A 12,614-nucleotide genomic window follows, 5' to 3' on the forward strand; every position below is an offset into this window, starting at 1 on the left:
TGAGTGGGCTCTACTACGCTGATTTCATCAGCTTTTACAGCCCTACTCAACTGTGCGGAGGTGAGACGACGAAATCGAATTCTAACGAATGACCGATTTCTGTCCCACTCTCTCTTTTTATTCTCCGATCTCTTGGTAGAGAGTGCGGATTTTTTTGCGGTAGATGGTAGAACTGATTGCTACTCCGACTAGCAGCAGGACACTATAAAGGATCACAGCCAGCAGAGTGCTGACGGAATGGTAAGTCCAAATGAAGCTGACAATAATCAAGAGAAACATCACAAAGAGAAAGACAATCAAGAGAATGGACTGAAGGGCTGCATTCCCACGATGACGAGTCATTAACTCCGTGATATTGGTCCAATTGGTGCTAAAATTTTGAAAATCTTTGACATAGTCTATAATGCAGAACGGAATGGTGGTCACAATCCAGATCAGCAACATGGCAAGGATGGCCAAGGGATGCACGCCAAAATAGAGACAAACGCCAAGCAAAAGAAGGTCCGGAAGGATGGATTGCACCAAATAGAGCAACCAAAACTTCATAAAGAGATAGCGCTTGAAATCAATAGGGAGCGATCTCAAGTACTCAAAGTTTTCACGCTCCAGCGAAATACCGATACTGGTCAAACCTCCAAAACTATTGAAAACACCGATCAAGAAGGCAACAAGGGCCAGTGGCACCAGATACTGGGGTGTCAAGTAAGGACTGAGGCCGCCTATATTCTTCGATGCTCCTGCTGCTCCACTGAGGAGAAAAATATATGGCAGAATGCTCATCATCAAGAGAACTTGCACCATAAGGGTTCCATCGCTCAAGAGTCTGCAATGATACTGAATGACAAATCGTCTAAAAGAGTCTTTCTGACCCACATGGATCGCTCTCACGCGCTCTTTGACGGTTTGGTTGGTCGAAACCGCAAGGGCTGCATCATAAAACTGCGGGATCACAAGTTTACGAACCAGGCCGATCAAGACCAATAGCACCGCGATCCAGCCCAAAACGCCAAGGATCGCTCCTCCCTCAAAAGGATGGAGGATAAACTGATGAAAGGCAACAAAAGGCGGAAAAAGAATGGGAATATCCGCTCCACCTGACATCTCTACCCGGTGAGTTTGGACTAGATTTAGATAAAGATAAGCGCCTAGACTGAGGAGGGAGCCGATTCCGACCATGATGTTGGAGACCAGGGTCGTGTGTTTTTTGAAAAAGAGGGTCTTAGTGATCAGATGGGATAGGATGATCGTCGCTAAAAAGAGAACGCCTAAGAGAATTAAGGCACAAAAGAGGCCTAGCAGGATCCCTAACGGATTGAAGCCGCCTGCTTGGACAGGCAGGATCAGAAAATAGCTGACCAAGGGAAGGATAGCCATGAGAAGGGTCAGGATGACCGAGATACTCTTTCCAGCAATGACTTCCGCATCTGAGAAGGCATATGGCCGGTAAAACTGGAGGTCCTTGCTTTCATAAAAGACATTGTAAAAGCTCATAAAGCCTTGGGAAATGGTCATCAAGGAAAAGAGGGCCACCATATTGACAAAGAAGGCTGGTTGGTTCACAAAATCATAGATACTAAAGAGCAAGCCAAATATGAGGAAATAGACCAATCCTAAAAAGAGGTAGTTGAGCACCGATTTACGGGCAACATTGAGTTTGACGTCCGGTTTTTTGGCCTGTTTGGCACGTAATTTTGCGATCTGAGCGGGCTGACTGGCATAGATGATATTAACATTGACCAGCTGCCGGATGATCTTAAGACGCATGATTGCCACCTTCTTCCTTCCGACCCGCTAGACTGAGATAGATACTTTCCAGACTTTGTTCGGGATGTTGGCCCTTCAATTCCTCGATCGTCCCATAGAAAATGAGATTACCTTTTTTAAGAATGGCGATTTTATCACAGAGTTGTTCGGCCACTTCTAAGACGTGGGTAGAGAAAATAACCGTCTTGCCACGATCCGCATGCTGGCGCATCATTTGTTTTAAATCGTAAGAAGCTTGTGGATCCAAACCGGTCATCGGTTCGTCCAAGACCCAGATATCTGGATCGGACAAGAGGGCTGCAATGACGAAGACCTTCTGGCGCATCCCATGTGAAAAGGATTCAATCACTTCATAGCGGTGGCTCTGAAAATCAAAGATCGTAAGAAGCTCTTCCAAGCGTTGATCACAGTCTTTCTGACTCATATCATAAGAGGTCGCAACCAACTCCCAGAATTCATTGGCTGTGAGACGCAAGAAAAGATCTGGCGAATCTGCCACATAACCAATCTTCTTTTTGATTGCCAGTCGATGGCTATAGAGGTCCAGACCATCCACTTCAATGGATCCAGTGGTTGGGGTGATGACACTGACCAGGCTCTTAATCGTCGTTGACTTTCCAGCTCCGTTATGGCCAATCAGGCCGACAATTTGCCCATCTTCGATGGTCAGATCCAAGTGGTTAAGGGCAATGTGCCCATCGTAATCTTTGGTAACTCCGTGAAATGTAATCATGTTAACTCCCTAATTGATCCTCATTGGGACCGTTTTTTCTTATTCTGTTGATAAGCGATCATCGAAATGGTAGAGCAATTCTAGTAAATAGTTTGGAATGGTCTCCAAGAAGTCTTCTTTGTAGACCCGCTCTCCTCGCTTATGCAATTCTTTGCCCCAAGGGCCTAGATTGACCGCTGGAACCTGAATTTGGGCAATTTTTTCCAGATCCAGATCATAGACCTGGGCTGGTGTGGCTAGGCTATCTAGGACGACTTGATAAGAAGCCACATCCTTTTCCAAGGCACAATAACTGGTGTCGTTAATCCCCATAAAGTATTCTTCGACTTTTAAGAGGTAACCTCTTGTGTCCAGATACTCGCGGTAATCAGTGATGAGGGACACAATATTGAAATCGGTATTGTCTAAAAAGCGGCAATTCATGGAAGGATAATATGGGGGCGCAAAACCGATGACCACCATAGGATCCTTATCTCCGAGAAACTCAAGGAGTCGCTGGATTTGCTGAATCGCAAGGCTTTGGTAGCTGGTCCCATTACGAAAATCTTGCTCCGCTTTTTTATTAGAAGCTTCTCTAAAGTCTTGGTAACCCTCTAAGTCTTGGCAACGTTCCTCTAGTTCTTGATAGGTGATGACTCTTGGCCTTGCAATAATATGTTCTTGGCCAGCCTGATCCTGCAAGTGCTCATACTTCTTGTAAAAGGCGTCCAAGGCCTCCTGACTAAGCTCATAGATACGTTGCAAGAGCTCTTGGGGTGTTTTCTTCAAATGCAACACACTGAAATAACCAGCCGCATAGAGCACAGTCGATACATCATACTGCTCCTTCAAATCTCTGAGATAGGACCAAGAAGGAAGGGGAGACGTTTCTCCCAAGGCCTGATCTGCCAGATCGGGATGAAGATCTAGCTGGCTTGCGATGGCTACTAAGAGGGACAAGGCATTGATCCCTTTAAGGGGCTCCTTCATATGGGACAAGACGCCTTGCGCCACAACGACTGGCATGAGTTTGCCGACTGTGCCAATGTGAAGGACCTTTTCTTTTCCTACCTCTGATTCAAAGGGTTCTGAATCCACTGCTAATACATAATTCAGATCAAACTTCTCCTGCAAATCTGTGAGGAGGCCCAAAGCTCCACGCATCCCACGTGAATAGGATTCCTCATCTCCAACAGAGAGATAGAGCAGATTGACCTGACCTTCCACGGGATCTGCCGCATAGGCTTCCAGAACCCCCAATTGAAGGGCCAATGCTGCTTTCATATCGCAAGACCCTCTGCCAAATTTCCATTCCCCAGAAGCTAAATCTTCCTGCATATCAGGTCGACTGTCCAGTCTTTTCAAAGCTTCTGCTACTTTATCAGAATCGAGCGCGATCTCTGCCAAATTTCCATAGTCTTCTAGATCAACTGTATCATGGTGGTGGAAAAGGATAACTGTTTTTTTCTTTCCCTTATCAACCAGGGCCCAATTGACCGACCGATGCAAGTGATCCTGTGGCACCTGATAGCGCCCAAAATGGTCCGGGTGTTCCTTGAAATAGGGGATTTGTCCAATCCGTTGATCCAGGTAGGCTTCGATTCCTTGCTCGGTCTCAGTATTGGTGAAGCTTGGAATCGCCAAGGCTTCGGAAAAAATCGTTTCGATGCTCTCTCTATTGGTGGTTTTCACTTTCTCTCCATCCTTCTTTTCTACTATTCATCTTTGTGAGCTTTGCCAAGTGACAAAAGGCTGGTGAGCATGAGTCCTAGGAAGCCAAAGAGAGTCCAAGAGCTTGTTGCTTGACCTGTTTTTGGAAGGCTTGGTTGGCTTGTCACTTCTATCTTATCTTTATCAGCTCTTTGAGCCAATTCTTGTGCAGTTTCTTCTTTTTGTTCCTTACGGAAGTCCATCGGATCTCGACCGTGGCTTGGTTTTTGAGGAATTTCAGAAATAGCTGGATTGGTTGGCGTCATTGGATTACTTGGAACAATTGGTTTTTCCGCTTGATCTACTGGACTTGGGTCTTGTTCAGGATCTACTTTTGGTTGAATGGTTGCAATTGGCAAGATCCGATCTGCCAATGACGCATAGTCTGTATCTTTTTCACTTGGTTGATAACGGAACAAGAGAGATCGACTGTCTTCTACGATTGGAATCGTTGCAGAAATAGAATCTGTCTTGAAGGTCACTTCATAAGGATCTGCAAAATAGATGTAATCTGGATCATAGGTGTGCAAACTCAAAACCAGTCGATGGCCTTTTTTCACTGTATAGAGATTTGGTTGCAGATACATGGTGTAATCATGATATTCGTTTTCTTTCAGATCAATAGAATGACTAGAACTTGCTGAGTCATAGCGAGATGCTGGATTGGCCAGATTCATCCAACCACGCGCAATCACCACACTCTTAACCTTGTGGGTCTTGTAACGTTTGAGAGGCAAGGTTTCAAGGTTGCTACCATTCCAGTAGCCTGTCTCATCGATGGTTTCTTTTTCCAATGTGCGCGTGCTATAACCGTCTTTGTCATAGGTGATTTCTTCTTTGACCACATCAAAGTCTTCGTCTGAAACATCCATCAGGGTCGCACTGACATGAGCATGGTTTTTGTCTCCCTTGACAAAAGCAGCGCTAAAATGCACAGGAATATGGCCTTTGATGGTGACATCTTGGTCGACGGTGGCTGCATAGGAAGCTGCCACTTCGGAAGAATGGAAGGCTGCATCTTGGTTACGTGTAGTCCAGTTATTTCCTGTACCATAGTAATCGCCAGTTACTGTCACATCCTCCCGTTTAGAGTAGATTCGAGCGGAGATGGCATTGTTGGTATCCCATTTATCAAAACGACGCCATTTACTTGGATCTAGATTGTCCTGAGCTGTTACTTGTGGAAGGTTTTCAATCCCATTTTCAATACCGTAGAGGTAATGGCTATACCAGAGATTCATCAGGTCATTAAAGGCTTGGCCTGCGACTTCTGTCCCTGACCAACGAGTAGATGGATAGATGTGATTGCCCTGGTGGAGCAAGACCTTGGCATCGATCCCCGCCTTTTTATAGGCTTCTAACATGAGTTCAAAATGTTTGGGTTTGACATTGTCATCATTGAGCCCTTGGATAATGAGAGGGGCCGCTTTCAGATTGGCTGCATTGAGCGTGTAGTCGCGTTTAGCATATTCTTCGTTGTAATTATGACCATCCTTGTGTTGGAGCTCATTGAGCTTGGTGATATAGGCTGCATAGTAATCCTTGACCTTGTCCCAATCTTCCTTGTCAAGGATACGACCAGAGGTATAGACAGATAACCAGGAAAGGTCATTGGAAGCTCCTGTATCAAGGGGAGAGCCTTGGCTGTTGAAATGGTCATACCAACTAGCAATCCCTGCGGCTGGCACAATGGTCTTGAGCCCTTCAACCCCAGTGGACGCTACACCAAATGTCGTCGTACCTGCCCAAGACAAGCCTGTCATAGCGACATTGCCGTTGGACCAGTCTGCCTTAACTTCCTGGTTGCTAGTCTTATCAGAGTAGGCTTTGCGTTTGCCGTTGAGCCACTCCACGATATTCTTGTATGCGGCCACTTCAAGATCAGAGCCGGTCGTATTGATCCCGTCTGATCCTTTTGAGCCCAAACCACTACTGGTCACCACTGCATAACCACGAACTAAGAAATAATTGTACCAGTTGAGATTTTCGTAATCATAATGCGTATAATCTTCAGAGCTTTCACGTGGATTGACGTAGTACCAATCCTTTGGATCAGTTGCTTTGGCTACTTCTTCTGTCGTAACAGACTTGGTTGCTTGGCGTTTGGCAGGTTTTTCATAGAGCTTGGCCATATCGAAGTTTCCACCTTCTTTGAGGCCAATTGCCTCTAAGGTACGCTCTTCTGTTGTTCCTGTTACATAAGGACTAGCTTCAAAAATGGTCGCAGCTTTATAGTCCCCATTGACAGCAGCTTTTGGCACCTGCACGAAGGTCTTGACCAAGTCAGGCTTGCCATCTCCATCCGTATCATAATCAGTTTCCACATAGACAATATAGCGGACGATGTCACTCTTGTCATAGGAGTAATGCTCCGGATCGTCCCCTGGCGTAAATGGGAAAATAGGTTGTGCTTTGCCATTCAAAAAGAGAGGTGTCTTCTTGTCAGCTCGGTAAGCGGCACGGAGCTGTTTGGCTACATCAACCATCGAAGTGAGATTAGTGACTGGAGCAGAGCCCTCCACTCCTTCCTTGACCATCCCTAGGCTCTTGGCAAAAGCTAATCGGTCTTTATCAGTAGATCCGACTTGATTTTCCTTGGTAGAAGCCCAGTTCAATAGTTGATTGACTGCCTCCGTCACAGTGACTTCTTTTTCACGATCCTGATCGGTTACAGTTGCACCAGTAATTTCAGCCAAGTCTCCTTGGGTTACTTTTGGAGCTGTGCTCACCTCTTGACTGCCAACGGTAGGCGTCGCAGGCGCAGGGCTTGGCTGATTGGCTAGAGTGGACTCAACAGTTGGGGCGCTCACTACCGCTGGACTTGACGCAGGTTCTTCATGTAGCTCAGTCGTCGGAGTAGTTGTCGGAGCGGTTGGCGAAGTGGTTGGTCTGTTAGTTTCTGAAACCTCTTCCACTTTTTCAGGATGTACGGTTTCTTTAGTGTCTCCTTGTGTTGAGGTCACTGTTTCAGTAACTTCAGGACTTACCGTAGAAGGAGTAACCGTCTCCTCAGTAGTTGTGCTGCTTACTTGGTCTGCTTGCACATGCTGGGCGAGTACAGCAGGACTAATCAGTAAACCTGCAACGAGTAGAGAAACAAGAGTTGTTTTTTTCATAAAATGGTCTCCTTTCACCATTTTCAAAGTCAGTCCTAGCGGAGCCTGACTCTATTATGTTATATTCTCACTTCATTTCTTTCATGTATGCGATTTCTTTTCTAGAAAGGGCTTGCTTCCAGCGCAAAAATTTGTCGCATCCAACTATTTTTGGTAAAATAGGAACATTCACATGAAAGAAGAAATAAAAATGGAAAATCAAACCTTAATGCAATATTTTGAGTGGTATTTGCCCGCTGATGGGAACCACTGGACGCGTCTTGCTGAAGATGCGCAACACTTAGCAGACTTGGGTATTCGTAAAGTCTGGATGCCACCTGCCTTTAAAGCTACATCTAACAATGACGTTGGGTACGGAGTCTATGACCTCTTTGATTTGGGCGAGTTCGATCAAAAAGGAACGGTTCGTACCAAATACGGTTTCAAAGACGATTATCTTCAAGCCATTCAAGCCCTCAAAGATGCAGGGATTCAACCAATGGCCGATGTCGTTCTTAACCACAAAGCTGCTGCAGATGGTTTAGAAGAATTCGAGGTCGTTGAGGTCGATCCGATGGATCGAAACAAGATCCTTACCGAACCTTTCACCATTCAAGGATGGACCAAATTCACCTTTGATGGCCGAAATGGCGCCTATAATGACTTCCACTGGCATTGGTACCATTTCACCGGTACGGACTACGATGCTTCACGTAATAAAAGTGGGATCTACCAAATCCAAGGGGACAACAAAGGTTGGGCCCATGGAGATCTGGTTGACAAGGAAAACGGAAACTACGATTACCTCATGTACGCCGATATCGATTTCAAACATCCCGAGGTTGTAGAAAATCTCGACCAATGGGCTGAATGGTTTATCGAAACAACAGGGGTTGAGGGATTCCGTCTGGATGCAGTCAAACACATTGACTCCTTCTTTATGAAGAATTTCATCCACAATATCACCAAAAAATATGGTGAAGATTTCTACGTCTTTGGTGAATTTTGGAATGGGGACACAGAAACCAACGATGAGTACTTGGAAAGCATTGACTACTTATACGACTTGATCGATGTGGCCCTCCACCAAAATCTCTTCCGAGCTAGTCAAGAAGGTGAAAATTTCGACCTTCGAACTATTTTTGACGGAACACTAGCACTCAATCATCCTGAACAGGCCGTAACCTTTGTGGACAACCATGATACCCAACGAGGGCAAGCCTTGGAATCTACCATCCAAGAATGGTTTAAGCCTGCAGCCTATGCCTTGATCTTACTTCGTGAAGCTGGTTTGCCTTGTGTCTTCTATGGAGACTACTACGGTATCGAGGGCCAATTTGCGCAAGAAAGTTTCCAAGGGGTCCTCGATCGACTCTTATGGGTTCGTAAAGATCTGGCCTATGGGGAAGAAACGGACTACTTCGATGATCCTAATTGCATCGGTTGGACACGTTCAGGTTCAGAAGAATCAGCACCAATCGCCTGCTTGATTTCCAATAACCAAGCTGCTACAAAAGTCATGGAGATCGGCTCATCCTACGCAGGCCTCACCTACTATGATGTACTAGAAAATTGTAGCGAAACCGTCCAAGTCCAAGAAGACGGTACTGCTGAATTCCCAGTGGCAGAACGTTCCGTCAGTGTCTGGGTAGCCCAAGATACAGAGGGGCAATAACCTTTATATGTAATTTTCTCCTAGGATCTACACCTTCCTAGGAGAATTTTTTCCTGTAAAAATTTTATAGGAAATACAGCTTCATTTTAGCACTATAAGAAAGCGCTGTCAATGGGTATCGCGTCTATTTGAAAGAAATAAAGAGCATCAAAAAAACTCGTTTTCCGGTTTGGAAAACGAGTCTTCTTTTTAGCTCAATTCTGCAATGATTTCTTTCAATTGGGCTTTCGTATGAACTCCAGCCACTTGTTTGACAACTTGTCCATCTTTTTTAAAGAGAAGAGTTGGAATCGACATGATACCGAATTGACGCGCTGTATTTGGATTTTCATCGACATCCATCTTACAGATTTTCAAATCATCTTCATGTACTTCTTCTGCCAACTGATCCAAGATTGGAGCTTGCATGCGGCATGGACCGCACCAAGTTGCCCAAAAGTCAATCAAGACAAGGCCTTGGCTGGTTTCTTGTTCAAAAGTTGCATCTGTGATTATGTGTGCCATATTTCCTCCTTTTTCAGTAGTGACTACTGATTCTGCATTTCTACTTTTATTTTACACTAAAAGATGCCATTTTAGAAATATTTGCTACGGGGAGTCCTTAGGCATCTTCTCTCTTTTTGCGCCAAAAGATGAGGCTAGAAGCTGTTAGGCTAATCACCCCTAAGAGACCCAGAGAATGGTCTTTGCTCCCTGTTTGAGGAAGCGTATGATCTGCTTTCTCTCCTCCCACTACAAGAGTTGCAGCTTGAGGATCTTCTGCCAATCCTTGTGAAACAAATTGAGGTCCATAAGATACAGCTAGTGTATGAAGAGAGTGCTCTTGTCTTGCTGATCCTATTTGCATCTGCTCTGCTTTTTCAGGAAGAGTTTGGCTTGGTTGGACAAAGGATTCTGGGCTTGGAAGCCTATATTCTTCCTTGTAGTGCACTTCTGGAGCGACTAGAGCAGCACCTTCAACTTCTGGTAAATTCGCATAGTCTGTATCTGTTGCACTTGGTACATAAGCTGCCTTTTGGGCGCGGGTCTTTTCAACAATTGGAATCGCCGCCTGGATAGAATCTGTCTTAAAGGTCACTTCATATGGATGCTCCACCGTTAAATCAGATGGGTCATAGGTGTTGAAAACAAGTGCTAACTTGTGACCTTTCTTAACCGTATAGAGATTTGGTTGGAGATAGACCGTATAATCGTGGTATTCTCCCACTTTTGGCTCGATGCTAGCTCGTGAGCTTGCTGAATCGTAGCCAGACTCAGGGTTCGCAAGGTTGATCCAGCCTTTCGCAATCACCTTGTACTTGGTCTTGATGGTTTCGTATTCGGCAACAGATAGGTTGCTTAAATTGCTTCCCATCCAGAAAGCGTCTGCCGTTTTATCTTGCTTGACGCTACCATTTCCTACCACGTCAAAGTCCTCATCTGCCACATCTACCAAGAGGGCGTTGATTTGGAAATTCTTTCCTTGACCCTTGGCAAGAGCTGCCTTGAAATGAACAGGGATGTGGCCCTTGATCGTAGTGTCCTCAGTAACATCAGAAACGAAGGTCAGATTGGCCTTAGAGGAGGCTTTGCTGACAGTTTCATTACGGTTAGCGATCTCAACACCTGCAGCCGCATAATCACTAGAAATGGTTTCTTCTAGACGTTTCGAGCTTGCATTCAAGAAGAGACGTTGACTGCTCTTCCAGTTATCATAGCTGGTCCACTTGCTTGGATCATAGTTGTTTTGAGCTAGGACCGCTGGCAAGCTTTCGACGTGATTGTCCACTCCGTAGAGGTAATGGGTCAGCCAGGTATTGAGCAGGTCATAAAAGTCCTGACCATTGGCGGTGATGCCGTATCCCCGTGACATAGCCGCTGGATAGACGTGATCTCCTTGGTGGAGATAGAGCTTGACATCTTGGCCTGCTTTCTTGAGGGCATCGTACATGAGTTCAAAGTGTTTGGTCTTGACATTGTCATCATTCAAGCCATGGACGATCAGGGCGCTGGTCTTGAGATTTTCCGGATGAAGGGTATAATCCCGCTCCTTCCAGACATCACTGTAGTTACGATCATGGGCGTACTGGTCCTTGTTCAATTGGTTGATGTAGTTGGAATAGTTTTGCCAAATCCCTGCCCAGTCGTCTTGGTCCAGCATCCGCGTGCTAACGTAGAGGGATAGCCATGAAAGATCACTATAAGGCGCATTGCCAAACTGGGTTCCTTGGCTATTGAAATAATCATACCAAGAGGCAATCCCTGCTGCTGGAACGATGGTCTTTAGGCCTTCTACGCCTGTCGCTGCCACACCAAAGGTCGTGGTTCCAGCCCAGGAGAGACCGGTCATAGCGACATTGCCTGTTGCCCAGTCTGCCTTGATTTCAACATTGCTAGTCTTATCGGTGTAGGCCTTGCGTTTGCCATTGACCCACTCGATGATATTCTTGAAGGCATTGATTTCGAGATCAGAACCTGTGGTGTTAAATCCTTCTGATCCCTTGGTACCAAGTCCCGCACTCGAGATAAAGGCATAGCCTCTGACCAAGAAATAGTCGTACCAGTTCAGATCTTCGTAGTCATAGATATACTCGTAGGGACTGTAGTAATACCAATCCGATGCCTTGGCTTTTTTGGCTGCTTCTACTGTTGTTTCACTGCTTACTGGCTGTCTCTTTGCAGGTTGGCTGTGCAGTTTCTTCATGTCATAGCTACCGTCCGTTGGAAGCCCCAAACTTTCGAGGGTCACGTAGTTTTCATCAAGCGTCCCCGCTACGTAAGGGCGCGCTTCCAGAATAGTGGCTGCCTTAAAATCACCTTGCGCTACTGCTTTTGGTAGTTGAACAATGGCTTTGACTAAGTCAGGCTTGCCATCTGCGTCGGTGTCGTAGTCCGTTTCGACATAGACAGGGAAGCGTACAATTTGGCTGTCTTCATATTTGTAGTCTTGGTCTGCTTTTTCTCCCGTCGTATAAGGGAAAATCGGCTGGGCACGACCATTTAAAAAGAGCGGGCTTTTCTTTTCAGCCCGGTAGGCATCGTAGAGTTTCTTAGCTGTTTCATACATCTTGGCCAATTCTGGCTGACTAACCTTACGAGTCAAATCTTCTGATTTTTCAATCAAGCCTAAACTCTTGGCAAAGCGTTCGCGATCTGCTTGGCTTTGGCCCAATTGGCTAGGATCTGTTGCTGCCCATTGAAGCAAGCCATTAACAGCATCTTGGACCGTCAACTCTTTAGGGGCCTGATCAGCTGCAAGGGTGCTACCTGTAACCTTTGCTAAATCATTACTTGTTGCCGGAGCTTCTGAACTGGGAGCAGATTGAGGTGCAGCTTCCCTGTTGGTTGTTGCTGGACTTGCTACTGGGACCGTAGGCTCACTTTGTCTTGTGTGTTCTTCTGTAGCAGGGGCTACTTGATTTGCAACTGCCGTCCGATCCAGCGATGCCTCACTCAAGCTCGCTCCTTCTTCACTAGAGCTAGTACTTGTGTCACGTGCTGTCGGTGTTGCTTCAGTAGATGGAGCATGGACCACTTCTGTCGATGGAGCTAACTCTTCTGTCTGCTCATCTGCTGCTGCTACTTGATGCAAGACCATCGGTGCGATCAATAAACTTGATGCGACAATGGAAACCATTGTTTTCTTTTTCATGTCAGTCTCCTAACTTTTTGTAATCAA

General features: G+C 45.8%; 7 protein-coding genes. 1 reads left to right on the plus strand and 6 read right to left on the minus strand.

Annotation, left to right across the window (positions count from 1 at the left end):
* Window positions 1-117: 117 nt before the first annotated feature.
* From RIN70_RS06400 to RIN70_RS06415, 4 genes are read right to left on the minus strand one after another with little or no spacing between them, the layout of a single operon-like run.
* Window positions 118-1,764, minus strand: coding sequence for a hypothetical protein (locus RIN70_RS06400; RefSeq protein ID WP_272144503.1), 1,647 nt, complete (start codon window positions 1,762-1,764; stop codon window positions 118-120).
* Window positions 1,754-2,497 (minus strand): ABC transporter ATP-binding protein, encoded by a 744-nt coding sequence (locus RIN70_RS06405; protein WP_272144505.1) that lies wholly within the window; start codon window positions 2,495-2,497, stop codon window positions 1,754-1,756. Before RIN70_RS06405 ends, RIN70_RS06400 begins: the two co-directional genes overlap by 11 nt.
* 39 nt (window positions 2,498-2,536) lie before the next feature.
* Complete coding sequence (locus RIN70_RS06410; protein WP_313790454.1) at window positions 2,537-4,168, minus strand: M20/M25/M40 family metallo-hydrolase; 1,632 nt, start codon at window positions 4,166-4,168, stop codon at window positions 2,537-2,539.
* Window positions 4,169-4,191: 23 nt separating this feature from the next.
* Entirely contained in the window at window positions 4,192-7,302 is a 3,111-nt protein-coding gene (locus tag RIN70_RS06415; protein WP_313790455.1) for a CocE/NonD family hydrolase, read from the minus strand.
* Window positions 7,303-7,474: 172 nt separating this feature from the next.
* Between RIN70_RS06415 and RIN70_RS06420 the strand changes: the two genes are divergently transcribed.
* The gene (locus RIN70_RS06420) at window positions 7,475-8,956 is read left to right on the plus strand and encodes an alpha-amylase (RefSeq protein ID WP_223141787.1); all 1,482 of its coding nucleotides are present in this window, start codon (window positions 7,475-7,477) and stop codon (window positions 8,954-8,956) included.
* Between the two features lie 189 nt (window positions 8,957-9,145).
* Here RIN70_RS06420 and trxA read toward each other — a convergent pair whose 3' ends face one another.
* Together trxA and RIN70_RS06430 are read right to left on the minus strand one after the other, a co-directional pair.
* The gene (gene trxA, locus RIN70_RS06425) at window positions 9,146-9,460 is read right to left on the minus strand and encodes a thioredoxin (RefSeq protein WP_049483759.1); all 315 of its coding nucleotides are present in this window, start codon (window positions 9,458-9,460) and stop codon (window positions 9,146-9,148) included.
* 97 nt (window positions 9,461-9,557) lie between these two features.
* Window positions 9,558-12,587, minus strand: coding sequence for a CocE/NonD family hydrolase (locus RIN70_RS06430; protein ID WP_313790456.1), 3,030 nt, complete (start codon window positions 12,585-12,587; stop codon window positions 9,558-9,560).
* Window positions 12,588-12,614 lie beyond the last annotated feature (27 nt).

Origin of the sequence: Streptococcus parasanguinis, from assembly GCF_032163505.1 — a bacterium.
GTDB classification, from domain to species: Bacteria; Bacillota; Bacilli; order Lactobacillales; family Streptococcaceae; genus Streptococcus; species Streptococcus parasanguinis_V.